This window comes from Anaeromassilibacillus sp. D41t1_190614_C2, from assembly GCF_015558525.1.
In the GTDB taxonomy this organism is placed as follows: Bacteria; Bacillota; Clostridia; order Oscillospirales; family Acutalibacteraceae; genus Anaeromassilibacillus; species Anaeromassilibacillus stercoravium.
Window position 1 is genome coordinate 59,565 of sequence record NZ_JADMOD010000015.1, and the last position, 25,042, is coordinate 84,606.

Genomic DNA, 25,042 nt, shown 5'->3' on the forward strand with positions numbered 1-25,042 from the left:
CCATATCCGTGCCCCTCTCGCCTGTAACCTTCATGTGGGGCCAAGTTTTCTTTTTTGTGTGCCACTGTGACTCTCCAATAGGTACCGAAGAACTGGCACACTTAGAGATGGTCAGCACCATTGTCTATCAGCTAACGCGCGGCCTGACCACCGAACAGATCAAAAAAGCCGGATTCGATACGTATTTTGTCGACCACACGACGGGCGTCTATCCCCAGGCGGCAAGCGGCGAAGCATTCTCCGCCAATACACTTGCCGTGACAGGGGATGTCCTAGCAGATCTCCACGAAGATTTGAGCGCCGAACAGAAAGCACGCTTGACGTACGATAACATCCTTCGGTATGCGGATGACCCGGATGTCCGTGATCCGATTAAGTTCCTGCGCGCCCGCGAAATTGTCCATTATCAGCGCTTCGGAGAGGGATTGCGCATTGCAACCGACAATTTGAATTCGAAAAACTTCTATGCCTTTAACCCCTCGTTCGATAAGAAATAAATGTGGGCATATTGTGGAAGGGTGTGTGTTCGATACGGGCAGCACCGTCGAAGGATGCAGGACGTCTATTTCCCCGATGGGCTGAAACCCTTCGGGGTTTTCTTTTGAATCTTCTCCATTCTTCCCCCACATAAAACAATCTATTAAACAGGAAGACCATCGGCGTTTACATGCGATAAAAGGGAAAATCTTCAAAACAAGGCTTCAGCACTCTTAATCCCATACATTCCTCCTACATTTGTAAGTATAAACGTTTTTGGATCATCCAAAAAGCCTCCGATCTTTCGATTCTAAGACCGGAGGCTTCTCATTTTAATGCTTAAATTGCGCATTTTAACAGTTTCCTTCATAGACATACTCCAGATACTTTCTAGCCACATCTGCCAGACGATATACCGTGGAGACCGGTGTAGCCAAACAGTCCTGCATACGATACTGCGGAAAAAAGCGCGTAATATGCAGCGGGATTTTGCAATCCACACTGCTAAGCCACGAGGAAAGCTCTCTGATTTCCTCTTCCGTATCGGTTCTTTGCGGGACAATCAAGGTCGTAATTTCCACATGCCCCTGGGCCGCTGCTGATACAATGTTCCGCTTTACAACTTCCAAGTCTCCACAAAGCTGTCCGTAAGAAGCATTTTTGAAACCCTTTAAATCAATGTTCCAAGCATCAATCCAAGGGAGCAATTTTTGAAAGGCTTCCTCCGCAATGCAGCCATTGGTGACAACGACATTTTTTAGCTGCTTTTCCTTCGCAAGCATTGCACAATCACGGACATACTCATAGCCAATCAGAGGTTCGTTGTACGTATAAGCGATTCCAATGTTGCCATCGGGAATTCGCTCTAACGCACACGCTACCAGTTCTTCCGGAGAGATATAACAGGAAACAGCCTGCACTTCGTTCGCCATAGAAATGGTATGATTCTGGCAGTACGGGCACCGCAGGTTGCAGCCAAAGCTTCCCACGGATAGAATATTTTTTCCAGCATAAAAATGCCGCAACGGTTTTTTCTCAATAGGATCCAGTGCAAGCGCCGTAACCTTTCCATAATTGATGGATATAATCCGTCCGTCCTGATTTTGGCGCGCCCTGCAAAAACCGGTTTGCCCTTCTTCGAGCTCACAGCGGTGCGGACAAAGTTCACATGTCTTTTTCATCTGTGCCGGGTCACCTCGAAGCGTTCGATCGTATACTCCTCCGAAGGATGAATCCCTGCTTTCTTGAGGGCAATGGAAATCTGCTGTTCCGGCGTGTTGACTCCGTCCAGATTTGGCAACAGCAGGCCACGCTTCCAACCTTTGGAAACGATCACTCCATATCGTTTTGCATCCAGTTCCGCAACGGATGCCACTCGTTCTGGCTTTCCAAGCACATCCACACTGTACAGCAGTTGGCCCAGTTCCTCTTTGGCCACCGAATGGAACCGTGGATCGTGTGTGCCTGCGGAAATCGCATTTTCGATGATCTCGTCCGCAACACACACCGTTTCCGGTTCAATGGTTCCGATGCAGCCGCGCAGTTGGCCATCCTTTTTCAGGGAAACAAACACCCCCGCCTCCTGTGAACACATCTCCGCAGGCGCTTCCAGCGGCCGCTTGATTCGTTCTCCCGTCTGGACATATGTTTCCAGCGCCTTCCTCGCAAGGCGGACATAGGCATCTTCCTTCTGCTTTGCCTGGTCTAGGAAGGCCCGCTGCCTTTTTTCGTATTGCTCCCCAAAGCGGCGGCTTCCGTCCTCCCCTGCAACCCAAAAAGAAGCGACGCCATATCCAACGCCAAAGGTGCCTTCATAGGAGAGCAGCTCCGATTTGACCGCTTTTCCATCCAGCGCTCCCGCCATCACCTGAAACGAACGCAAACCACACTCCGCCGCCGTTTCACAGAAAGCTTCATCGAATTCCAGGAAACGCAAAAAGTCTCCCCGCATCATCGCATTTGTGACCTGTGCATCAAATTCCGGTCCTTCCGGTGTATATCCATAGGGGCCATCTTCTTTCAACCGGTGGGATAGATCCCCGCTGGCGATAAACACCACACGCCGGTCGAGGGATTCCGCTGCCTGCGCGATACATTTGCCAAGCCGGTAATGATCCAGCGGCGATAAACCGGAAAGCCCGATGCGCACCAATCGGTAATCGGTATAACACATATTCAAAAAATAGAGGGGAATCAGCGTCCCATGATCCAACGCCCTTTTGCGTTCTCCCATTGTCCCCGCAGGCAGGTTGTGTTTCTTCGCTTGGCCGGAGAGCTCCTGCACAAATTCTGTATCGTACTCCACACCGATTTCGACATCCGGCGCACCGAATTGGCGCATATCTCCCCACGCGCTTTCTCCGGGAGAAATGTGAAAATAATCGGCATACATGACCGAATGCGGAGAAGTCAGCACAATAGTCTCCGGCTTGAAGTCCGTAATGCACTGGGCAACTTTCCGGTAGGCATCAATAGTTTTTTGAATGTCCTTTTCCTCTCCTTTTCCGACCCCCGGGAGAATAATCGGCGGATGGGGAACAATAAAGGCGCCAACAATGGACATCTACACACACCTCTCTTTATATGGTGCAAACAACCCTCGTTTTCCGATTAGATTCCGCTCAAATATTCTTCCGCCATATGGGAAGCTACCGCTCCGTCGGCCACCGCCGTAACCACCTGCCGCAAAACTTTTTGACGGACGTCACCCGCCGCAAATACACCGGGCAAATTCGTCTCCGTTGTCTCTCCTGCATCAATATATCCATTTGGCGTAAGCTTCACCGCGTCTGCTACAAGCGCTGTATTGGGGATATTTCCAACTGCAACAAAAATACCATCGCAAGCAATTTCGCGTGTTTCGCCGGTCTTTTTATTTTTCACACGAACCCCGGTCACGTTTCCGTCCGCCAAAATTGCTTCCACTACAGAATCCCAAACAAATTCTACATTCTCGCAGGCCTCAAGCGGCTTTAGATATGCCTTCGATGCGCGCAATGTATCCCGGCGATGCACCAAATAAATTTTCTTACATATCTTAGATAGAAAAACCGTATCCGCAGCAGCGGTATCCCCGCCGCCAACCACAACGACTGTTTTTTCTTTGTAAAACATACCGTCACAGGTGGCGCAGTACGAGACTCCTCGTCCACGGAGGGTACGTTCCTCCGGCAGCCCCAACTCCCTCGGGGAAGCGCCCAAAGCGAGAATCACCGCATGGCACGTATACGTATCCCCCTCTTCGGTATAAATTTTTTTCTCCGGCCCTTTCAAATCCATAGAAGAAACCTGGGCAAAGACGCTCTCGGCCCCAAAGCGTTCCGCTTGTTTCTGCATATTCATGGCGAGTTCAAAGCCGTTGATGCCATCGGCAAACCCTGGATAGTTGTCGATCTGGTCGGTCGTGCCCATCTGGCCGCCAGGAGCCATCGCCTCCAGAACCAAAGTGGAAAGTGCAGCCCTCGCGCAATAAAGCGCCGCTGTATACCCAGCCGGGCCACCGCCTATGACGATCACATCATACTGACCCAAAAGAATTCCTCCTTTTCTTGAATCGCTTGATTGGGATTCTCAAGCCCATAAAATAAGTATATCCCATTATACCGGAGAATTGAAAAAATGGGAAGGTATAAAAACAAAAGCTCCGGTAACCTTAATCACCGGAGCTTCTATATTGAGTTATTGAACAATTTCGATCCTCTTACTATCTAAAAATCTTTACCTACCATCTCGATAGACTCGGATTTTTGTATTTAGCACTTGGGAATCACCTTGGAAGCAATTCATCTTTCAAAAGAATTTCATGCGTGTTTTAACTATACTTTGGACTCACCTACTATTCTCTGTTCTCTCGAACCAACTCTTTTACGAAGAGTAAAACAGGCTTCAAATTATAGGTCACGCGATTCCCGATAAGATTTGCTCCGTGCTTTCGCACACCATCTTTGATCTTTGAAGCGTAATACGAACCGTTTCCTTTCTCAAATGAATGGTAGCTCAAACCAAATTGCCCTTTGGACTCATTCCTTTTCGTTTTATTTTATAAAAACGAGATGCTTTGGAATCATTCATTCTTGTTCATCAAGTGTTGCAAAAAGTACCCGGCCGGGCTTTTCACTTTTCTGAACATCCAGAATGATTGCTTCCCCAAGAAAAAACACGCTAATTTTTTCTTCAACTTACGATCTAACGGGATCTTATCGCTTTCAAAATTACCGCTCTTCTTGGTTCTGCGACCAACCTTGTAAGCACTTCATTTTCAGGAATTAGCATTGCAGGCATCTCAGCTCCATGGTTTCAACAATTTCTCGATCAAACTGAAATTGCTATCCGCATTCCTGCTTTCGGTCTGTATCTGTTTGAAAGGAATCCAGCTTACAGGCATTGTTGGCTTTCTCAAATGCAATTTTTCTTCAACTCTTTAATTGCTTTGTTTTCTCCTGCTTTCGCTCCGGTCTTTTCAGAATCCGGCATTACAGGCTATCCACTCCGCAAATTTAAAGTTTGTTAAAAAATTGCTTGTAGACCTCATCCTGTCTTTCGTTCTGTTCTTTCATCCAGATTTCCAGCGTCACAGGCTTTGTAGGAATCACAATGCAGTGCTCGTTAAACCACTGATCCTTTTGCTCCATCCTGCTCGTCGCTCTGTATCCATCCAATGGTTACTTACTTGGATTTACCAGTTTTTGCAACGTTTCAACTCCTCTGTATTTTCCAACCGATTTGTTTCCGCGTTGTCACCTGGCATCTCAATTGGTTGCTAAATAAAAGAAAATTAGGACAGACAACTGATTGTCTCAGGAGTTACAGCTACATGCTGTTTTTTAAATTTTATTGAATAAGCGGCATGGGCCCGACTGACCAGCCGCTATTCAGTTGAATTGGCTCACTGTTCATTGGACTCACACCCTTTCTTGAAATCATACATTGGAGACTTTCCATGCCTTCTGAAGCCAATCTTCATAATATCCTTTTTGGGATATTACCTTATGGGTTTTCTTTTGTGAAGGCATCTGCGTTTTTCTTTTTCTCTCCCCTGTTTCTGATTCTATTATAACGCGTTTTTCGTGTTTGTCAATACTTTTTTCTAACATTTTTAAAATTTATATGATATTTTTTCTAATCCGTTGCACATAAGGTCCATAGGGCTATGTAATCTTCCTGTTCTGCCAAGATACAATGCCTCTCTACCTTTCAACCGCCAGTTTTTAAATGGATTTCTCGATAACCAAAAGTTTCTGTTGACTTACTGCTCTTATAAAGGTAAAATGAGTAACAGAAAAACACACTGCGAAGGAGATGAACCGATTGAACGACGAGTTTGGCGCGGATTTGATTACTTTGATTGATGACGAGGGTGAAGAACATGAGTTTGAAATCCTCGATGTGATTGATAATGACGAAGGATGTTTCTATGCTCTGCTTCCTACCTTTGATGACCCGCAGGATGAGGTGGATTCAGAGGGCACCTATTACATTTTTGAGGCGATCGAAGAGGACGGCGAGCAGCAGCTTGCGGAAGTAGAAGACGAAGAGCTTCTCGACCGCCTTGCGGAAATCTTTGAAAAGCATTTTGAAGAGCTTTACGAAGAGGAAGATCCGGAAGAATAAGCTTTCCCTGCCTGGTGCGTGGACTTGTGTATAAATAACCCTACACTTTTAAATCGGGAGCTTTGCTCCGGCGGCAGACCGCAGACCTCCCGGCTTTTGCTGGAAGAAGGGAGTGGAAACCCGTTGGGCGGGCACCCACCTGTCTTTCGTAGGCAGGTTATTTCGCACATTACGGCCAGGCGGGATTTTTTAAATGACGCGGCTCCTGTTTTCCAAACAGGGGCCTTTCTTTATAGCGACCAAAGGCCCTATTGCCAATTTTCCGGATATCTTTGTTTATGTTTTAAAGAGGTTGTAAGCAAAGGAGTTATAAGGATGAACGGTTACCAAATTATCACGGATTCCACCACAGATCTCTCCCCTGCGCTTGCAGAAGAATTAGGCATTGAAATCATCCCCATGGAAATTACACTCAGCGGTGCGTCTTATCTTCAATTCCCGGATGAGCGTGCATTATCCAATCGGACCTTCTACGAGCGTTTGGCCTCCGGAGAAACTGCTACCACCAACCAAATTAACGCCACTACCTTTACAGAGACGTTCGAACGCTACCTTCAGGCCGGAACCGATGTACTCTATATTGGTTTCTCTTCCGGTCTATCGGGGACCTATAACAATTCGCGCCTTGCTGCGCAGGAACTCTCTGAAAAATATCCCGGCCGCCGTATTCTTGTGTTAGATTCCCTCGCTGCTTCTATGGGCGAGGGGCTGCTGGTCTACCATGCGGTACAAAAGCAACGGGAGGGCATGGGGATCGACGAACTGGCCTCCTGGGTAGAGGCAAACCGCAACCGTTTGGCGCATTGGTTCACGGTGGACGATCTGAATTTCCTCAAGCGCGGCGGGCGTGTTTCCGGCGCAGCAGCCCTGTTTGGAACTATGCTAGGGATCAAACCGGTCTTACATGTTGACAATGATGGCCACTTGATCCCTGTGGAAAAGGTCCGTGGGCGCAAAAATGCGCTGGATGCGCTTGTCAACCATATGGAGAAGGCCGTGGAGCATCCGGAAAACCAGGCGATTTTTATCAGCCATGGAAATGCCCCAGAGGACGCCGAATATGTGGCCAAGCAAGTGAAAGCGCGCTTTTCTGTACCAAAGGTCTATATCAACTATATCGGGCCTGTGATCGGATCCCATGCAGGGCCGGGGACGGTTGCCCTATTCTTCCTAGGGAAGAGCAAAGACTAGGTACATCTATGGAAAGGAAGCGATTCAATGAGCCAATACCAAATTATAACGGATGCATGTGCGGACCTTCCTGTAAAACTGGTGGAGGAATTGGGCGTTCATGTGATTCCCATGTCTTTTAATTTTGGAGAAGAAAGCTATACCCACTATCCGGACGAGCGTGAATACACCGCCAAAGATTTCTTTGACCGCCTGCGCAACGGGGATATGTCCACCACCAACCAAATCAACCAAGCAGAATTCACCGACGTCTTCGAATCCTATCTACAAAACGGTGTGGACGTCCTCTATATTGGTTTTTCCTCTGCGCTCTCCGGCACCTATCACAATTCTGTGATGGTCGCGGAAGAATTGTGCAAAAAATATCCGGAGCAAACCCTCCTTGTGGCGGACTCTTTGACCGCTACACTCGGCACGGGCCTGTTGGTGTATGCGGCTGTGCAAAAGCAACGGGAAGGGATGACCATCCAAGAGCTGTACCAGTGGGTACAAAACGAGCGCTTGCTCGTCTCTGGATGGTTCACCGTGGACGACCTCCACTTCCTCAAGCGGGGCGGCCGGCTCTCCGGTACAGCCGCGTTGGTAGGGACTATGTTAGGAATCAAGCCTATCTTGCGTATTACGGAAGACGGAAAGCTGGTCCCTATGGAAAAAGTCCGCGGACGTAAGCAATCACTTCACATCCTCTTAGAGCATATGGAGAAAACCTTCCGGGATACAGGGGATCAAGTGGTCTTCATTGTCCACGGTGACTGCCCGGACGATGCCGCCTACCTCAAAAAGGAGATCAAAAGCCGGTATCATATCAAACGTATTGTGACAAATAACATCGGGCCTATCATTGGCTCGCACACCGGCCCTGGCGCAATTGCTATCTTTTATATCGGAAAGGGACGGAATTAGCCGAATTTCAAACAGAGAGGGCCGTTGCCTATTCGCAACGGCCCTCTCTGTTTGGTTTATACATCCGCTTTCTTTCTTCAGGATTTCTCCGGTATAAAAGGATAATAAGACTTGAAGGTCTTAAACGTATATGCAAAAGATGGCTAAAACCGAATACTGTAGCTACAAAATCTAGCAAGTGATCCTCACTCTATGGGATGTAACGCTCACGCTATAAACATCGCCCATACAAAAGCCAATCGATGCTATAACTGCGCAAAAGGGCATCCATTCTCTCTTGGATTTCTTCAAAACGGCGGTGAAACCCGCAGGGTTCTATATGTGCCTCCTGCCAATTACAGCGATATCCCGGCTGCATGCATGCATTGACCAACCGGTCCGTGTCCAAAGCCTCCATCAGATCATAGACGCTTACCGTACGCAGATCCACCGCCAGACGGCAACCGCCCTCTGCACCACGGACAATCTTGATAAAACCGGCCTTTTCCAGTTTTTTTGCGATCTTATACACAAATTGATCCGGAATTTGTTCCTGCTGGCAAATGTCCGCCGCTGTCCGCTGCTCTCCACCTGCCAATGCACGCATGATGCGCAGCGCATAATCCGCTTCCCGTGTAATCAGCAGCACACTCACCTCTTTTGACTCTATTCGTACTTAGCGTAGCAAAGTTGATAATACTTGTCAAGTTTATCCTCTTGCTTTCTGCAAAAATTCTATAGATTGTATAAAAAACAAACGTAAATTTCAGTAATAAAGAAACAACCATGGAAACCGTATCTGTCCCCATGGTTGTTACGCGATTCAGTTGTTGAACAAATGCTTCCGATTCCGGCGGTACATCAGATAATCCTCTAAAATGATCGTTGCCGCCACCGCATCGACCACAGCCTTCCGCTTCTTTCCCCGCGTATCCGTGTCGTTCAGATATCCGTGCGCTGTGATGGTTGTCCCGCGCTCGTCCTGCATATGCACCGGCACATCGATCAAAGCGCGCAACTGTTCGGCAAATGCGCGCGCGCTTTGGGCGCTTTCGCCCTCGCTGCCGTCCATATTGCGTGGAAGCCCTACAACAATTTCGCCCACACGATATTCCCCGGCTTTTGCGGCAACGGCAGCCGCAAGGCGTTCCCGGTTGTATTCCTGTATAACGCCCACTGGGGAAGCCAAAAGCTCCCCCTCATCGCATACAGCCAAACCTGTACGCGCTTTTCCCAGATCAACTGCTAAAATTCTCATCGTCTACGCTCCCGATTCTCCCGCCGCCACCAGGTCTGTTTGGCAAATACGGAGACCTCTGGCGTCAAGTGGGAGGCATCATTCCATACGGCGAGGTGGGGGTTCCCCTGTTGATCGAAGTCAATCACGCTGACGGCTGTGTTGTCGCACCAATCCACATCGTTCAACTGCTCCAACGGTTTGTTCATCGCATGGCAGAGGATGTTCCGGATGGCACAGCCGTGGGACGCCACACAGACCGTCTTTCCCGGATTTTCGCGCACAATGGCACGCACCGCTTCCCATACGCGGTCATAGACCTGGCGCATGCTCTCCCCATGGGGCGCGCAAAAATTCTGCGGCGCGGTATACCAATTGGCGTCCTGCTCCGGCGCGACCTTGGGCAGATCCGCCCACAGGAGCCCCTCATAATCGCCGCCGTCGATTTCCTGCAAGCGCTTCTCCGCATGAATCGGAAGATGATGATAGCGGTTGACCGCCTCCGCGGTCAACCAAGCGCGCTTGAGCGGGCTGGAATACATGGCGTCAATCCGTATATTCCGGAGGCGCAGGGCTAAGAGCTCCAGCTGCTTTTCCCCATTGCCGGAGATCCCGCAGTCGGAGCTGCCCTGGAACCGCCCGTTCGTATTGCCCTCCGCTTCGCAGTGGCGCACCAACAAAATGCGGGTGGCCCCTTCCGGCTTTTGGGGAATGGCGTTATAACTTGATGAATGAAGTGTTTCCATGCGAACACAACCTTCCAAATGGGATTAACTCAATAGGCACACACGGCGCCCGTCAGCTCAGTCACAGAAGCAATGTGGTTCTCATCCAAATAGCGGTTCAGGCCGTCCAAGATCTTGATGGGCGCATACGGGTCTGTAAACAAAGCAGTGCCGATCTGCAGGGCCGACGCACCGGCCAGCAACATCTCCACGGCGTCCTGCCAAGTGCTGATACCGCCCAACCCGATGACCGGAACCTTGACGCGCTGCGCCGCCTGCCACACCATGCGCACAGCGACTGGGAATACCGCCGGTCCGGAAAGCCCGCCCGTGTTATTGCGGAGAATCGGCCGGCGAGTGCGGATGTCAATCCGCATACCTGTCAACGTATTGATGAGGGAGATCGCGTCTGCGCCGCCTGCTTCCGCCGCGGCCGCGATTTCCCCGATATCGGCAACATTGGGGGACAGCTTGACAATCAGCGGTTTGCGGCAATACTTGCGCACAGCCACCGTGATCTCTTCCACACTTGCGCAGGAGGTCCCGAAGGCAACGCCTCCGTGCTTGACATTGGGACAGGAGATATTCAATTCCACCATATCGACGTCGCTCTCCGAGAGCTTTTCCGCCATACGGCAGTAATCCTGCTGCGTGTTCCCCGCGATATTCGCAATGACGACCGTCCCCTGCTGTTTCAGCCAGGGAAGGTCCTCTTCAATAAAGTGATCGACACCCGGATTTTGCAGGCCCACCGAGTTCAACATCCCGGAGGGCGTTTCCGCAATGCGGGGCGGCGGATTTCCTGGACGCTCCTGAAGGGTAATGCCCTTGCAGGAAACCCCCCCCAATGTGGAGAGCGGATAAAATTCCTGGTATTCCCGGCCAAAGCCGAAGGTACCGGAGGCGGCAATCAGTGGATTTTCAAACGCAATCCCTGCGATCTTTACCTGTAAATCAGCCATGTTTCCGCCTCCTTAATCCAAAACAACATTCTGATAGGGGAACACCGGGCCGTCTTTGCAGACATGCCCCAAATATTCCCGTCCATCTGCGAGCAACTTGCAGGCGCATCCCAGGCACGCGCCGATGCCGCAGGCCATGCGTTCCTCCAAGGAGATCTGGCATTCTACACCGCGCTCTTTTGCAACCGCACAGACCGCCTTCAACATGGGCGTCGGCCCGCAGGCAAAAAGGACATCAAAATCGAGGTCCTTCAGGCAATCCGTCACCAGGCCGTGGTGCCCCATGCTGCCGTCGTCGGTGGCTATGCGCACTTCACAGCCGTTGGCACGGAAATCCTCTTCCAAAATCACAGCGTCCCGGTTGCGGAAACCGAGCACAGCGGTCGCATTCTTTCCAAATGCTTTCGACGCCTCCAAAAGCGGCGGGACGCCGATTCCGCCGCCCACAAATACCGCCTTGCGGGAACAATCCCCCAAGACAAAGCCGCGCCCGAGCGGCGCCAGGATGTCGAGGGTTGCCCCCTCTTCCAGACCTGCCAACATACGGGTCCCTTCGCCGCGGATCTGGAACACGAAGCGCAATGTCCCAGCCGCACGGTCTACGCCGCAGATCGAAATCGGGCGGCGCAGCGTCTTGCCCGGCACATAGATATGCGCAAACTGGCCCGCCTGCGCAGCCGCTGCAAAGTCCGGCGCTTCTACAACAAAGTCAAAAATATCCTTTGCAAGCTCCCGCTTTTGCAGAAGCTTGCAATCCTTTACATCGTATTTCATCATTTGATCGTCCCAATCTCCCCTACGATTTCGTCGCGCATCCGCACTGCCTCTGCTGCCGCCGCCTTTGCATAGTCGTGTTCCGGCGCATGCTGCTTCTGCCATGCACAGAGGATGGAGCGGGAGGCGTTCACGATTGCACCGCGGCCGTTGGCGTCAAAGGCCGGGGCCACATCCTTAGCGCCGCCGCCCTGCGCCCCATAGCCGGGCACCAGGAAGAAGGTATGCGGCAAGGCCGAACGCAGCTCACGCAGCTGCTCCGGATACGTCGCGCCGACAACCGCGCCAACGCCCGAATAGCCATACTTACCGGGGAGTTCTTCGCCCCACTGCTCGCAAAGCGCACCCATCGTGGCATAGAGCGTCTTCTGATCGTCCAAAACACGATTTTGCAGCTCTCCAGAGGAGGGGTTTGAGGTCTTGACCAACACAAAGATACCCTTATCCTCCGCCTTGCAGATGGAGAGGAGCGGCTTGATGCCGTCCGAACCCAGATAGCCGTTCACCGTCAGCGCATCCCCGCCAAACGGGACGCAGAGCTCGTCTTCCACCAGGACCGTGCCGAGGTGTGCCGCCGCATAAGCTTCCATCGTCGTGCCGATGTCGTTGCGCTTGCCGTCCGTAATCACGAACATCCCTTTTTCGCTCGCATAGGCAATGGTATCGTGCAGCGTTTTGACCCCCTGCCAGCCGTACATCTCATAATAGGCACACTGGGGCTTCACTGCGGGGACAATCTCACACAGCGCATCGATCAATCCCTTATTGAATTCCAGAATCGCTGCCGCTGCGCCTTCCAGGTTCTTTCCATATTTCGCAAAGGCTTCCTCCTTGATATAGGAGGGGATATAGTCGAGTTTTGGGTCCAATCCCGCCACAGTCGGGTTCTGCAAGGTTGCAATCCGCTCTATCAGTCGGTCAAATGCCATGTTCGTTTCCACCCTTCTATTTTCTCTGATCGTTTTTCTTCCTCATTCGCCATCGCGATAGACAATTTTGCCGCCGCAGATGGTCAACTTCACGCGCCCTGTCAAAAGCCGCCCCTTAAAGACCGCATTGCGGCTCTTCCCGTGCAGCTTCTCCGGGTCCACCGTCCACTGCTCCTCCGGGTCAAACAGCACCAGATCCGCCGGCCTACTGGTCTCCAATGTTCCCGCCGGAATCTTCAAGATCTTGGCCGGCGCTGTGCTCATCAACCGAAGCAGTTCCCGAAGCGTCAGCAGGCCGGGCTTGACCAGGTAGGTGATCCCGGCAGCGAGGGAGGTCTCCATCCCGATGCTCCCATTCGGCGCTTTGGAAAAATCCGCCTTTTCCTGCGGCGTGTGTGGGGCGTGGTCGGTTGCAATCGCATCGATGGTCCCATCCCGAAGCCCTTCGATCACCGCCAAGCGGTCCACCTCCGTGCGCAAGGGCGGGCTCATCCGGAAATCCGCGTCCCGCGCCCGCAGCAGGGCGTCGGTCAGGCTGAAATAATGCGGTGCTGTCTCCGCCGTCACCTGCACGCCCCGGCGCTTTGCATCCCGAATCATAGCCACCGACGTGCGGGAACTCACATGACAGATATGGATCGGGACCTGATACGCTTCCGCCAGAGCAATGTCCCGCGCCGTTCCGCAGTCCTCGGCCGCGTTGGGCACACCTGGCACGCCCAGTTCGCGCGAAACCGCCCCTTCGTTCATCAGGCCGCCCTTGGAGAGGTCAAGGTCCTCACAATGGGATACCACCCGCATTCCCAGCTCCGGCGCCGCCTGCATTGCACGGGCCATCAAGCGGGAATGGACAACCGGGCGCCCATCGTCGCTCAATGCAACCGCGCCTGCCTCCCGCAGGGCCGCAAGGTCGTCCAATTCCCCGCTTTGCAATCCCTTTGTAATGGCAGCCGCCACATAGACATGTGCATCCGCTTGGGAAGCCTTGTCCAAAATATAGCGCACCGTTTCCGGGGTATCGATGGCCGGCTTCGTATTGGGCATGCAGAGCAGGCTGGTCACACCGCCCGCCGCCGCTGCACGGCAGCCGGTGAGGATGTCTTCCTTTTCGGTAAAGCCCGGGTCGCGCAGATGGACATGCATGTCCACCAGGCCGGGGGCTACAACCATCCCGCTTGCGTCGATCACCTGCGCGTCCGATGCTTCGACCGTCCCGCCAACCTGCTGTAAAGAACCGTCTACCAGCAAAAGATCCCCGATCTGGTCCAAGTCAGAGGACGGGTCGAGAATCCTTGCGTGCCGCAGTAAAAGCTTTTCCAAAGCGCACCTCCTGGATGGAATTTTTGTTGGTTCTATTATACCGATTCCGCCAAAAAAAGTAAAGGAAGCCTTTCGCTCGAAAAACGACCGACGCTCCGGCGATTTTTCATCTATTTTTGTGTGGCGGATCGGCCAGATGGATTCTAAAGAAGACAGAATCCTTCTGGCCCTCTTTGGAATCCTCATAAAAAGGCCCGGACAGAAGCACTGTCCGGGCCTTGTATCGACCAATCTTATTTATAAAACGATTAGAATCTCTTTCTGGCAACGTAGCTGGTGTGCAGAAGCTCGTGTGCCTTGTGGCTGCCGGGCTCGCCCAAATACTCGTCGTACACCAGTTTGATCAGCGGGCTCTCGTGGCTCTTGCGCAGCGGGAGGTTCTTGTCCTCTTCGTAGAGCGCCTTTGCACGCAGGCCCTTGAGGTCTGTGAAACTGCGGACTGTTGCGGACTGGATCGGCTGGCCGCCGCCATTGACACAACCGCCCGGGCAGCACATGATCTCAATAAAGTGATAATCGGCTTCACCCTTGCGGACCTTCTCAAGCACCTCGTTGGCGTTGCTCAGGCCGCTGACCGCCGCCACCTTGACATCCATGCCGCCGACATGATAGACGGCTTCCTTGATGCCCTCGGTACCGCGCACCTCGGTGTAATCGATGTTGTCCAGGCTCTTGCCCTCCAGAACGTCCGCTGCGGTTCTGAGCGCCGCCTCCATAACGCCGCCCGTCGCGCCAAAGATCGCGGCCGCGCCGGTAGAAATACCCATCGCGTCGTCGAACTCCTCATCGGGCAGGTTGACAAAGTCCAGATGCGCACGGTTGATCAGGCGGGACAGCTCGCGCGTAGTGATGGAGATATCCGTATCCGGGATGCCCTCGCCTGCGGCATCCTGGTCGTCGCGCTTGATCTCAAATTTCTTTGCAATGCAGGGCATGACGCTGACCACGACGATGTTCTTCGGGTCAAGGCCGTTCTTCTCTGCAAACCAAGTCTTAATCATCGCGCCGGTCATCTGCTGCGGGGACTTACAGGTGGACACATTCGGCAGCAGGTCCGGGAAATAATGCTCGCAGAACTTGATCCAGCCGGGTGAGCAGGAGGTGATCATCGGCAGCACGCCGCCGTTCTTCACACGGTCAAGGAATTCTGTGGCCTCTTCCATGATGGTGAGGTCGGCGCCGAAGTCGGTGTCAAACACCTTATCAAAGCCCAGGCGGCGCAGGGCGGCAACCATCTTGCCCTTGACATTGGTGCCGACCGGCATGCCGAAGCATTCGCCCAAAGTTGCACGGATGGCCGGAGCGGTCTGTACCACGACATATTTCTCCGGATCGTTGATCGCTGCAAGGACCTCGTCGCACTGATCGCGCTCTGTGAGGGCACCCGTCGGGCAGCTCACGATGCACTGGCCACAGGAAACGCAGGCCACTTCGTTCAGCGGACGTTCAAACATACAGCCAATGTGGGTATCGAACCCGCGGCCGTTCGGTCCGATCACAGCCACATGCTGGTTGGCGCAAGCGGCCACGCAGCGGCGGCAGAGGATGCACTTTCCATTGTCGCGGACCAAATACTCCGTGGATTCATCCTTCTGGGCTTCCGGTTTTGCACCGTCAAAGTGCTCGGCGTCGTCCACGCCCAGCTCATAGCAGAGGGACTGCAGCTCGCAGCTTCCGCTGCGCTTGCAGGTGAGGCACTTGCGGTCGTGCACGGAGAGCAGCAGCTCCAGCGTGAGCTTGCGGGATTCCTGCACCTTCGGTGTATTGGTGAAAACTTCCATCCCCTCGTTGACCGGATAAACGCAGGCCGCAACCAAAGAACGGGCGCCCTTCACTTCTACAACGCACATACGGCAAGCGCCAATTTCGTTGATATCCTTCAAGAAGCACAGTGTGGGGATGTTGATGCCCGCATACCGTGCAGCCTCCAAAATCGTAGAATCCTTCGGCACCGAGAGGGGCATGCCGTTGATTTTTATATTGACCATATCCATTGATGGCACACTCCTTTCTTATCTCTTCACAATCGCGTTGAACTTGCACTTCTCCATGCAAGCGCCGCACTTGATGCATTTGCTCGTATCGATCACATGCGGCTTCTTCACGGTACCGCTGATCGCCCCGACCGGGCAGTTGCGTGCGCAAAGCGTACAGCCTTTGCACTTGTCTTCGAGGATATAGTAATTCGTCAACGCCTTACATGCGCCCGCCGGGCAGCGTTTCTCCGTGACGTGCGCGATGTACTCATCGCGGAAATAATGCAGGGTGGAGAGCACCGGGTTCGGCGCCGTCTGGCCCAAAGCGCAGAGCGAATTTTCTTTCAGATAATTGCAGAGCTCTTCCAAACGGTCGATGTCCTCCAGGGTGCCGTTGCCGCTGGTGATCTTATTGAGGATTTCCAACAGGCGGCGCGTACCAACGCGGCACGGGGTACACTTTCCACAGGATTCATCCACGGTGAATTCCAGGAAGAACTTCGCGATGTCCACCATACAGGTGGTGTCGTCCATGACAATCAGGCCGCCGGAACCCATCATGGAGCCGATGGCGATCAGGTTGTCGTAATCGATCGGTACATCCATCTGGGAGGCCGGGATACAGCCGCCGGAAGGGCCGCCGGTCTGGGCTGCCTTAAAGGTATGGCCGTCCGGCACGCCGCCGCCGATCTCCTCGACGATTTCACGCAGGGTGGTGCCCATGGGGACTTCCACTAGGCCGGTGTGCTTGATCTTGCCGCCCAGAGCGAACACCTTGGTGCCCTTGCTCTTTTCCGTACCCATAGAGGCGAACCAGTCCGCGCCCTTCAGGATGATTTGGGCGACATTGGCATACGTTTCAACGTTGTTCAGGATGGTCGGCTTTCCAAACAGGCCCTTGAGTGCTGGGAACGGAGGACGCGGACGCGGCTCGCCACGCTTGCCCTCGATGGAGGTCATCAAAGCCGTCTCTTCGCCGCAGACGAACGCACCGGCGCCAAGGCGGAGTTCAATATCAAAATTGAAATCGGTATCAAAGATATGTTTACCGAGCAGGCCGTACTCTCTGGCCTGGTCGATGGCAATCTGCAAGCGCTTTACCGCAATTGGGTATTCGGCACGGACATAAATATATCCCTGGGACGCGCCGATCGCATAGCCGGCGATGGCCATGGCTTCCAGAACTGCATGCGGGTCGCCTTCCAAGATGGAACGGTCCATGAACGCGCCTGGGTCACCTTCATCCGCGTTGCAGCACACATATTTCTGATCCGCCTGGTTCTGTGCGGCAAAGAGCCACTTCCGGCCGGTCGGGAAACCTGCGCCGCCGCGGCCGCGCAGGCCGGACTTGGTGATTACATCGATGACGTCCTGTGGGGTCATTTCCGTGAGAACCTTGCCCAACGCCTGATAGCCGTCGACCGCTATGTACTCGTCGATGTCCTCGGGATTGATAACGCCGCAGTTGCGCAGCGCAACGCGGTGCTGTTTTTCATAGAAAGGCGTATGGTTCAAAGACTTGACGGAGTTGGAATTCTCCACCACGGTCTCTTGATAAAGAAGGCGCTTGACAATTCTGCCCTTGAGCAGATGCTCCTCCACGATCTCCGGCACATCGTCCGGCTTGACCATGCTATAGAACGCGCCCTCTGGATATACGATCATAATCGGGCCCAAGGCACAGAGGCCGAAGCAGCCCGTACGGATGACATTGACCTCCTGCTCGAGGCCTTTCGCGGCAATTTCCTCTTTCAGACGCTGGATAATCAGCTCACTGTTCGAGGAGGTACAACCCGTACCGCCGCAAACCAGTACATTCGAACGATACATTTTACAGCCTCCTTATTTTGAATTCGCGCCGATGGTAAACTCCGTGACGACGTTGCCGTTGACCAGGTGGTCGTTCACCATGCGGACCGCCTTTTCCGGCGTCATCTTCACATAGGTGATCTTGTCCTTGCCGGGTTCCACAACCTCGACAACCGGCTCAAACTGGCAGATGCCGATGCATCCCGTCTGGGTAACCATGACGTTCTGGAGGCCTCTTTTCGCCACCTCGTCCACGATGGTGGTGAGGACCGGGCGTGCGCCCGCAGCGATGCCGCAGGTGGCCATGCCGACCAATACGCGGATCGCGTCGTCCTGTCCTTCCCGCAGCGTAACCTTGCCGCGGGCTTTATCTCGGATTGCCTGAAGTTCCGCTAATGACTTCATACTATATTTTCTCCCCTTTGATGCTTTCTGTTTGTTCCTTGAGAAAGTCCCGCATCCATGCCACAACATCTGGCACGTTCAGGTCCACTTCCTCGCCCAAAATCCCGCGCAACTCACGGGTATCCAAAGTAAATTCACGGTCATCAATCCTGTGATGAAAGACAAAATCCCGGTCTGTATTGCATGTAATCAATAATAGGATCGTCTCGTTGATGTCCCCCAAAGGGATAAAATCCACATGCGAGGGCACAAATTCCGCCGTCACTGTCGTCCCTTTTCCTGGCTCGGAGTCGATCCGCAGCCCGCCGCCCGTCATCTCCGCCTCCATTTTAAAGAGCGGGATTCCTAAGCCCACCTTGCGCGTGGTGCGCGTGGTGAAAAAGGGGTCTATTACACGGGCAACCTGTTCCGCGGTCATTCCGCGGCCGTTGTCCACAATCCGGATCGTCAAACGGTCCAATGCGGCGTCCTCACAGACGTCCACCGTGATACAGGATGCGCCCGCCGAAATGGAATTCTGCGCGATGTCCATCACATTTAAAGAGAGTTCCCGCATCTTAGTCGTTGTACTTTGCCAAGATCCCGTCGACCTCTTCCGGCACCAAACGGCCATACACATCATCATTGATGGTCATAACCGGCGCCAAACCGCAAGCGCCGATGCAGCGGCAAGCGGTCAAAGAAAACTTCCCATCCGGGGTACATTCTTCGGGCTGGATGCCAAGGGCAGAACTCACCTTATCCAGGACTGCAGCTGCACCCTTTACATAGCAGGCCGTCCCCAGGCAGATAGAGATATTATATCTCCCCTTTGGGGTGAGCGAGAACTGCGAATAGAAGGTCGCCACGCCAAAGACTTCCTCCAACGGCTTGTTGAGGCCTTCCGCCACCATGGTTTGCACTTCCACCGGCAGATAGCCATAAATCTCCTGGGCCTCCTGCAAAACCGGCATGATCGCGCCTTTGTCATCTTTGTGCTTTTCAATTACTTCGTGCAGCTTCTTTTCCTGCTCCGGAGTCCCTTGAAAAGGCAAATTGCTTATTTTTTTTTGCATTCTTGTTCCTCCCTGTGATTTCCAAATGCAGCAAAATGTTTCGTAATATTTCGAACATTTCGCCTCAAATGCATTATGATTTATTATAGCATACTGTTTGTAGAAAATCTACAATTTTTTTGTAATTTCTCCATGAAATATACTCGAAACAATCATGTTCAATAATTATTCATATAATTATGTAAAATTATGAATTTTGTCCATTTAAAAGCTGGATCACCGCCTCAGCAGATGCTTCCGGCAGCTCCAGCACCGGGCCGGGGTCCCGCATGTGTTCCAGGTAATGAGCGTCGGAATTTCGCAGGATGAACAGGCCCGACAGTTCCGGATTCGTTTGCAGAAGCTTCTCCGGGTCCCCGGAAAAGCTGATCTCTGCCGTACGAAACCCCGCCTCCGGGGGAATCGCCCCTAAGGAAGCGATTACGCTATATGCCGGCTTATCCACGTGCGCCGGGAAAGCTGTCCCGCCAAACCGCCTCGCCTCGCGCAGGACGTGATCCACCCCGATTTGCGTGGCGTTGATGAGCAAACGCTCCTCTTCCCCAAGGATGCGGTCTTGATCGTCCATCACCAGTTGATGACCAAAGATCTCGGGCCGATTGGGGATTCCCAGGCTTTTTTCCCGCACAAATTCTTCAAACGCCTCTGCGGACGGGACGTCCGGGAACAGACACACGACATGCGCTTCCTCCTGCGTGCACAGCTCCATGCCAGGGATCACCACAAGGCCCGCCTGCTCCCCCGCTCTGACCGCAGAGGCGGCGTTCCGGCAGGAGTTATGATCCGTCAGCGCAATGATATCGTATCCCAACAGTTTTGCCATATTGACCAAATTGTAGGGCGTCATATCATCGTCCCCGCAGGGCGAAAGGCAGGAATGCAGGTGAAAGTCGTAGAAGAACTTCATTTTTTCAGCAATTCCGCCAGCTGCGCGCCGAGCTCGTAGCTATTCTTCTCACTGCCGAGGACCAGAATATCCTGCTGCTGCGCCTTGATACGCGCCTCCTCGTCCAACGACGCATTGTCCGTCAGGACAATGCAGGCAGCGTCTGCCAGGGACGCCACGGCGATTGCATTGACATTGCCCATCACGGTAAACCATACTGCATCCGCCGGCAAGCGCGCCATGACCCAACTGAGCAGATCGCCCGTATAGCCTCCAGTCACCTCGCGGGAGAGGTCCTCCCCCACCAGCACATGCAGATCCAATTGCTTGCAAACTTGCTCAACGTTCATCGGAATCGGCCTCCTTATGATGCCCTGGCACAAAACCTCCCATAGAGGAGAGCGCTTGGGCGACCTGTTTAATTTCCTCGCGCAGAATAAAGATACACTCATTTTCCTTCGCAGATCCGCGGACCACATCCTCCGCAAATGCGCGGCAGGTTGGCGCGCCGCAGGAGCCGCAATCCAGCCCCGGCAGTTTCTCACAGATTTTGTCGATATCGGCCATCATGCGCAGGGCTTCGCCCATATCGTCGGAAAGCTTGAGCACGGGCGCAAATTCCAAATTATCCTGCCATTGCATACAAGGGGGAATCCCCTCTTCCAAATGGTTCTGCGAAACGGGGAGATACCGGCGCAGCCGCTGTAGCCGTGCCTTGGCGACATAGGCATTTTCCACGCAGAGCACCCCTCCAACGCACCCGCCCGCGCAGGCGTTTAATTCGATGAAGTCCAGCTCCTTGATGCGCTCGTCCTCCAACTCTTCCAACACGCGGATGACATTGTCCACACCGTCCGCCGCCAGATATTTGTCATTGAGCAGCGCCGCCGCCTCGCCGCCGCTGGACGCCCAGCCGACGCCGATCACACCGCACTGCATCAACGGCTCAACTGTCTCCGCTTTCTCCATTTTCTCCACCAAGGCGGGGAAAATCTCACTGATTGCAATTGCACCGTCCACATAGGACGTCTTGGTGCTAATCGGGCATTTTGTGTCCGTCACCTTAGCTGGACAGGGCGTGATAAAAAACGCGCCGATCTCTTCCAAGGGCAAGCCGGTCTTCTTCCTCGCCTCCTTTTTCACAAAGCGGGCCGCCGTCTCCATGGGGGAATTCAGCGGCAGCACATGCGAACAGAGTTCCGGGAACCGCACGCGGATCAAACGGACCACCGCCGGACACGCCGAGCTGATGATGGGCCGCTCCAGATGCCCCTGCTGCATCAACTTGCGCGTGGCATCGGAAACCAGCTCCGCACTGCGCGCAACCTCATACACCTCATCGAACCCCATCTTCTTGAGCCCGGTGAGGACGATGTCGATGTCGTCCAGATTGTTAAACTGCCCGAACAAAGCCGGCGCCGGAAGAGCGATCTTATAGGAGTAGTTGTCCAACTCGGAGAGATGGTCAAACCGCGCCCGTTTTGCATGATGTGGGCAAACGCGGATACACTCGCCGCAATCGATGCAACGCTCTGAGATAATCTGCGCCTTTCCATCGCGCACCCGGATCGCCTCCGTCGGGCAGCGTTTGATGCAATTGGTGCATCCCATGCATTTCTCTTTATCCAAAATGACCGAATGGAAGAATTTCTCCATCGTTTAATCACCGCCCACCCGGTTCCTATCGGTAAATACAGTTATGTAAAGGGCTGTCCCCTCTCCCACTTTGGTATCTATGTCTAGGATATCGGAATATTTTTTGATATTTGGAAGGCCCATCCCTGCGCCAAAACCCAAGGAACGTACATTGTCCGGCGCTGTGGACCACCCTTCCTTCATCGCTTTGCTCAAGTCCTGGATACCTGGGCCATGATCTTCGAGAACCACATAAATTTTATCCGGGTCAATTTCCACATGCGCCGTGCCGCCGCCCGCGTGGATGACCATATTGATTTCCCCTTCATACATCGCGATCGCTACACGGCGGATGACATCCGCATTGCAGCCAATCTGTTTTAGCTTCCGTTTTACATCGCTGGAAGCCGCGCCAGCCTGGGTGAAATCGTCGCCTGGCACCACATAATCAAATGTTAGGGCACTCATCCGACTTCACTTCCCCCTGACAGGCCATTGGTATAGAGCAGCCCGCATGCGGTAAACATACGGTAAGGGGTTTTCAGCACGGTGATCCCCTTCTCTTTTGCCAACTCTAGGACAGTGGCGTCAATCTCCTTCCCGCGGACAAAGATGATGCAATGCATGTCCATCATCTCCGCAGTGCGCACAACCTGTGGGTTCGTCAGGCCCGTGAGCAGTACGGATTGATCCTTGACAAAGGCCAGCACGTCGCTCATCATATCGCTGCCGCACGCCGTGCGGACCTCCAAATCGAGGTCGCCCTCTACCAGGATATCCGCCTTTAAAATTTTTACTACATCGCGTACCTTCATAGAACGTTCCTCCCGTTTCATCCTATACAATGTTTTTGGATTATAGATGATAAAATTTATGCATTTTTATTATAACATATTACAAAGGCGGAAACAACCGCTGAACGAGAAAGAGTGGCATAAAAAATACCCTTCTCTAAGTTGTTAGAGAAGGGTATTTTTGTTAATCACTATTTAGCAAAATTAGGTTTCATTAGAAGAAACCGCCGATTGTTACCGGTTTTACCATAAATGTCACTTCGGAGGGATTAAAGCCATCCTGGCTGGAATAATTCACCGTGTAAGACTGCTCCTGCGGTTCAAGGATATAGCCGTTTTCTGCCAAATATACACGTACATCGTCCTTATCGAGGGTAAATTCCCCTTCGGAGTAAACGGTATGCGTGTAGGAAAGCCTTTCGATAGGATTTCCATCTGGGTCAGCAAATTTCACATTGAATTCTGCTGGCTCCGGGTCCGGCTGCTCTTGGATTGGCCGCACCGTGAATACCACCTCGGAAGGTTCAAATACGTCATTTCCGGAAGCATCCACCCCATAATTTACGGTATAGGACTGCTCCGGCGGGACAAGCTCATAACCGTTTTCTGCCAAGTATGCCTGCACGTCATCCGCATCAAGGGTAAACTCCCCATAGGAGATGGGGCGATACGAACAGGATAGGCTCTCTATACGGTTCCCATCCTCGTCTTCAAAATACACAGAAAACGTCGAAGATAGCTGCCAGAGCGAAAAATACTTGGTAGCGGAGCCGTTTCCCGTAGCCGGGGCCGTGTAATCCACGCTCAGCGGGTTCGGCTTTCCATTCCGGATGACCGCATATTGTGCGGGCACAATGTCAAACCCTGTCAATCCTTCTATACCCGTCGCCTCTTCCAGGCTTGGGGAAGCATACTGCCAGCCATATTGATTGAGTCCACGCGAAGGAATTTTCACTCCATTCACATGGAGCACCCAGGCGTATTCATATGGATAAGCCGGGGAAGTTGTCCACTTGTATTCCACTGTAACCGTCTGACCGCAAGGGACCCATAAATATCCCAAAGTTTTATAGCCATTATCGTTGATCCGGTACTCGACCTGGTAACTTCCGTCGATCGAATAATCATATGCAAAAGCCACCGACGAAACACAAAACAACATACATACGGCTAACAGAAGAGAAACCAATCTCTTTTTCATGTATTACACCTCTTTCTCCCTGCTTATTCAATCGTTCCGGTATTGAGGCAGACCGTCAGAGTGTTCCGGTATTCCGGATCCGTCGGCACGGAAAGGACCGGATTCTCCTTTGTTCCAGAAGCGGCCGTATTGCGGATCGTACCCGTGTTCATCGTAACCAAACCCGCATTATACGTGGTACCTTTAATATTGGAACCGTCTTGCGGTGCAATCACCTTGCAATTTTCAATGGTTCCTGCATTGAGAACGGCCAGACCGCCGTTATTGAAGTACATATTAATGTCCGCATAAAGCGCCAAAATAATATCCGAATCGCTCAAATTGGGGTTGATCTTTCCCTGGAAAGTCGTGTTGCGGATCACAGCGTCTATTGTATTTTGGAACACAATTCCGCCGAAATCCATATTTTTTCCTTCGTTCTCCGGAGATGCTTCCAATACCCCGTTGATCGTGCCGTAGGAAACGCAGTCCTCGATTGTGCCGCCGTTGATCGCTACAATCGTGCCGCAATGATTGCCCGTCGTATTGATAACGCTGTCGGCTGCAATCGTCAGATTTTTCAGCGTACCCGTGTTTGTCCCAAACAGGCCCAAGTGGTCCTCGCCATTGATGGTATAACTCACACTGTACTTGGCGCCCTGGTATTCCCCGTTCAAGCTACCGCTGAAGGACGGGGTCGGCACATACTCGCCCAATGCAATATCCGCGCCCAGGACAAAATGCTTGTCGCTGTAATTGCGGATCTTATTAAACTGCTCGGCATTCATAATTAGGAAGGGGTTCTCTTCCGAACCATCGCCGCCTGCAAAACCTGGGTCCTCCGGCTTTACCTCAAATTCAATGACAGCCGGGCCATTCGATACCGGAATAGCAACTTCTTTCGACGCCTGATCTGCTGGATCGTACACATAGCCTTCCGGCGCGGCTACATAGTGGGTGGCAGCTGCATAGCCCTGTGCTGCATCCATTAGTGCGAACGTATGAGTGCCCTTTTCCAGATCACTGTAGATCTTCGAATAGCTCTGTCCCAACAGTTCCCTTGTCACCGTATTGCGGAAATCCACACGGACCTGATATGCTTCCGGATGTTCTGCAGGGTCCGGGTCCTCCGAGCTGGAACCACCTTCGTCCGGATTTCCAGCCGCAGTGTCGTCCATCTGGTACGCATTCAGCA

25 protein-coding genes, 1 other RNA gene and 1 pseudogene are annotated in these 25,042 nt (G+C 52.8%); 5 read left to right on the forward strand and 22 right to left on the reverse strand.

All coding sequences use genetic code 11. From position 1 onward, the window contains the following. Positions 1-32: 32 nt before the first annotated feature. Positions 33-497 carry a manganese catalase family protein gene (locus I2G69_RS11575; protein ID WP_195560811.1) on the forward strand — a complete coding sequence of 155 codons (465 nt, stop codon included), beginning with the start codon at positions 33-35 and terminating at the stop codon, positions 495-497. 333 nt (positions 498-830) lie between these two features. Here I2G69_RS11575 and amrS read toward each other — a convergent pair whose 3' ends face one another. From amrS to trxB, 3 genes are read right to left on the reverse strand one after another with little or no spacing between them, the layout of a single operon-like run. Then, complete coding sequence (gene amrS / locus I2G69_RS11580; RefSeq protein WP_191395706.1) at positions 831-1,658, reverse strand: AmmeMemoRadiSam system radical SAM enzyme; 828 nt, start codon at positions 1,656-1,658, stop codon at positions 831-833. Next, positions 1,655-3,040, reverse strand: coding sequence for an AmmeMemoRadiSam system protein A (gene amrA / locus I2G69_RS11585; RefSeq protein ID WP_195560812.1), 1,386 nt, complete (start codon positions 3,038-3,040; stop codon positions 1,655-1,657). Before amrA ends, amrS begins: the two co-directional genes overlap by 4 nt. A gap of 47 nt (positions 3,041-3,087) precedes the next feature. Continuing rightward, positions 3,088-4,008 (reverse strand): thioredoxin-disulfide reductase, encoded by a 921-nt coding sequence (trxB, locus tag I2G69_RS11590; protein WP_207740586.1) that lies wholly within the window; start codon positions 4,006-4,008, stop codon positions 3,088-3,090. 1,776 nt (positions 4,009-5,784) lie between these two features. On the opposite strand from trxB, the gene I2G69_RS11595 reads away from it, so the two are divergent. From I2G69_RS11595 to I2G69_RS11610, 4 genes are all read left to right on the forward strand, one after another. Next, positions 5,785-6,087, forward strand: coding sequence for a DUF1292 domain-containing protein (locus I2G69_RS11595; RefSeq protein WP_054324595.1), 303 nt, complete (start codon positions 5,785-5,787; stop codon positions 6,085-6,087). 1 nt (position 6,088) lies between these two features. Continuing rightward, positions 6,089-6,277: non-coding RNA, 6S RNA (ssrS, locus tag I2G69_RS11600), on the forward strand. 125 nt (positions 6,278-6,402) lie between these two features. Next, positions 6,403-7,278, forward strand: coding sequence for a DegV family protein (locus I2G69_RS11605; protein WP_087230831.1), 876 nt, complete (start codon positions 6,403-6,405; stop codon positions 7,276-7,278). A gap of 27 nt (positions 7,279-7,305) precedes the next feature. Then, entirely contained in the window at positions 7,306-8,181 is an 876-nt protein-coding gene (locus I2G69_RS11610; RefSeq protein WP_087230829.1) for a DegV family protein, read from the forward strand. 211 nt (positions 8,182-8,392) lie between these two features. On the opposite strand, the gene I2G69_RS11615 is transcribed toward I2G69_RS11610, so the two are convergent. The 19 genes and pseudogenes from I2G69_RS11615 to I2G69_RS11705 form a co-directional block, all read right to left on the reverse strand. Further along, positions 8,393-8,809: an RrF2 family transcriptional regulator gene (locus tag I2G69_RS11615; protein ID WP_237966408.1), complete on the reverse strand. Its 417-nt coding sequence runs from the start codon at positions 8,807-8,809 to the stop codon at positions 8,393-8,395. A gap of 174 nt (positions 8,810-8,983) precedes the next feature. After that, positions 8,984-9,418 carry a Holliday junction resolvase RuvX gene (ruvX, locus tag I2G69_RS11620; protein ID WP_087230826.1) on the reverse strand — a complete coding sequence of 145 codons (435 nt, stop codon included), beginning with the start codon at positions 9,416-9,418 and terminating at the stop codon, positions 8,984-8,986. Then, a complete protein-coding gene (locus I2G69_RS11625; protein ID WP_087230823.1) occupies positions 9,415-10,143 on the reverse strand; it encodes a histidine phosphatase family protein in 729 nt (242 codons plus the stop codon). The genes ruvX and I2G69_RS11625 overlap by 4 nt, the downstream gene beginning before the upstream one ends. 29 nt (positions 10,144-10,172) lie before the next feature. Beyond that, positions 10,173-11,084, reverse strand: a complete 912-nt coding sequence (locus tag I2G69_RS11630; RefSeq protein ID WP_195560813.1) for a dihydroorotate dehydrogenase — start codon at positions 11,082-11,084, stop codon at positions 10,173-10,175. A gap of 12 nt (positions 11,085-11,096) precedes the next feature. Next, positions 11,097-11,861 (reverse strand): dihydroorotate dehydrogenase electron transfer subunit, encoded by a 765-nt coding sequence (locus I2G69_RS11635; RefSeq protein ID WP_330610166.1) that lies wholly within the window; start codon positions 11,859-11,861, stop codon positions 11,097-11,099. Beyond that, the gene (gene pyrF / locus I2G69_RS11640) at positions 11,858-12,787 is read right to left on the reverse strand and encodes an orotidine-5'-phosphate decarboxylase (RefSeq protein WP_087230818.1); all 930 of its coding nucleotides are present in this window, start codon (positions 12,785-12,787) and stop codon (positions 11,858-11,860) included. The genes I2G69_RS11635 and pyrF overlap by 4 nt, the downstream gene beginning before the upstream one ends. 42 nt (positions 12,788-12,829) lie before the next feature. After that, positions 12,830-14,107, reverse strand: coding sequence for a dihydroorotase (locus I2G69_RS11645; RefSeq protein WP_237966407.1), 1,278 nt, complete (start codon positions 14,105-14,107; stop codon positions 12,830-12,832). A gap of 248 nt (positions 14,108-14,355) precedes the next feature. Next, positions 14,356-16,101, reverse strand: a complete 1,746-nt coding sequence (locus I2G69_RS11650) for an NADH-dependent [FeFe] hydrogenase, group A6 (RefSeq protein ID WP_087230812.1) — start codon at positions 16,099-16,101, stop codon at positions 14,356-14,358. Positions 16,102-16,119: 18 nt separating this feature from the next. Continuing rightward, complete coding sequence (gene nuoF, locus I2G69_RS11655; RefSeq protein WP_087230810.1) at positions 16,120-17,913, reverse strand: NADH-quinone oxidoreductase subunit NuoF; 1,794 nt, start codon at positions 17,911-17,913, stop codon at positions 16,120-16,122. 12 nt (positions 17,914-17,925) lie between these two features. Then, positions 17,926-18,297 carry a (2Fe-2S) ferredoxin domain-containing protein gene (locus tag I2G69_RS11660; protein WP_087230809.1) on the reverse strand — a complete coding sequence of 124 codons (372 nt, stop codon included), beginning with the start codon at positions 18,295-18,297 and terminating at the stop codon, positions 17,926-17,928. Between the two features lies 1 nt (position 18,298). Continuing rightward, positions 18,299-18,853: an ATP-binding protein gene (locus I2G69_RS11665; protein ID WP_191395701.1), complete on the reverse strand. Its 555-nt coding sequence runs from the start codon at positions 18,851-18,853 to the stop codon at positions 18,299-18,301. A gap of 1 nt (position 18,854) precedes the next feature. Continuing rightward, entirely contained in the window at positions 18,855-19,352 is a 498-nt protein-coding gene (locus I2G69_RS11670) for an NADH-quinone oxidoreductase subunit NuoE family protein (protein ID WP_087230803.1), read from the reverse strand. A gap of 187 nt (positions 19,353-19,539) precedes the next feature. After that, on the reverse strand, positions 19,540-20,259 hold the full coding sequence (locus tag I2G69_RS11675; RefSeq protein ID WP_191521007.1) for a PHP domain-containing protein: 720 nt from the start codon (positions 20,257-20,259) through the stop codon (positions 19,540-19,542). Continuing rightward, positions 20,256-20,588 (reverse strand): hypothetical protein, encoded by a 333-nt coding sequence (locus I2G69_RS11680; RefSeq protein ID WP_195560814.1) that lies wholly within the window; start codon positions 20,586-20,588, stop codon positions 20,256-20,258. The genes I2G69_RS11675 and I2G69_RS11680 overlap by 4 nt, the downstream gene beginning before the upstream one ends. Further along, positions 20,578-21,894, reverse strand: coding sequence for a [Fe-Fe] hydrogenase large subunit C-terminal domain-containing protein (locus tag I2G69_RS11685; protein WP_087230795.1), 1,317 nt, complete (start codon positions 21,892-21,894; stop codon positions 20,578-20,580). Before I2G69_RS11685 ends, I2G69_RS11680 begins: the two co-directional genes overlap by 11 nt. A 3-nt stretch (positions 21,895-21,897) precedes the next feature. Further along, positions 21,898-22,341 carry an ATP-binding protein gene (locus I2G69_RS11690; RefSeq protein ID WP_087230793.1) on the reverse strand — a complete coding sequence of 148 codons (444 nt, stop codon included), beginning with the start codon at positions 22,339-22,341 and terminating at the stop codon, positions 21,898-21,900. Then, positions 22,338-22,688 carry a DRTGG domain-containing protein gene (locus I2G69_RS11695; RefSeq protein WP_087230791.1) on the reverse strand — a complete coding sequence of 117 codons (351 nt, stop codon included), beginning with the start codon at positions 22,686-22,688 and terminating at the stop codon, positions 22,338-22,340. The genes I2G69_RS11690 and I2G69_RS11695 overlap by 4 nt, the downstream gene beginning before the upstream one ends. Positions 22,689-22,881: 193 nt before the next feature. Further along, positions 22,882-23,868, reverse strand: a complete 987-nt coding sequence (locus I2G69_RS11700; protein ID WP_195560815.1) for a hypothetical protein — start codon at positions 23,866-23,868, stop codon at positions 22,882-22,884. A gap of 23 nt (positions 23,869-23,891) precedes the next feature. Continuing rightward, positions 23,892-25,042: pseudogene (locus I2G69_RS11705) on the reverse strand (hypothetical protein); the annotation flags it as partial.